Here is a 237-nt window from a genome sequence, read left to right as displayed (position 1 = left end):
GCAGAAGGCTATAGCGGACTTTCTGCTTACAGGCGGCCTCAGCAAACTCGGCGCTGTTACAAAGGACTATGACGAGGTCATTCAGCCGCTGATTGACGAACTCTATACCTGTGTTGAGCAGAAGGTGGGGAATGCCTATTTCGCGCTGACGCCTGATGTGATTGACGCGAAGATTGAGGATGTGCGCACGCTGTTTAACCTGCAGAAGGAGATAGTGAAGCTGCACCTGGATTTTTT

Annotated in this window: 1 protein-coding gene; it reads left to right on the top strand. The window is 51.1% G+C overall.

Annotated features, from left to right (window positions below):
• Positions 1-237 (top strand): hypothetical protein (locus tag J4G38_RS28320; RefSeq protein ID WP_226164181.1); only part of this gene is annotated, 237 nt, incomplete at both ends.

The sequence above is a fragment of the Hymenobacter terricola genome (assembly GCF_017921975.2).
GTDB classification, from domain to species: Bacteria; Bacteroidota; Bacteroidia; order Cytophagales; family Hymenobacteraceae; genus Hymenobacter; species Hymenobacter terricola.
The sequence above is the reverse complement of the archived record's forward strand: the minus strand, read 5'-3'. Positions and strand labels throughout refer to the sequence as shown.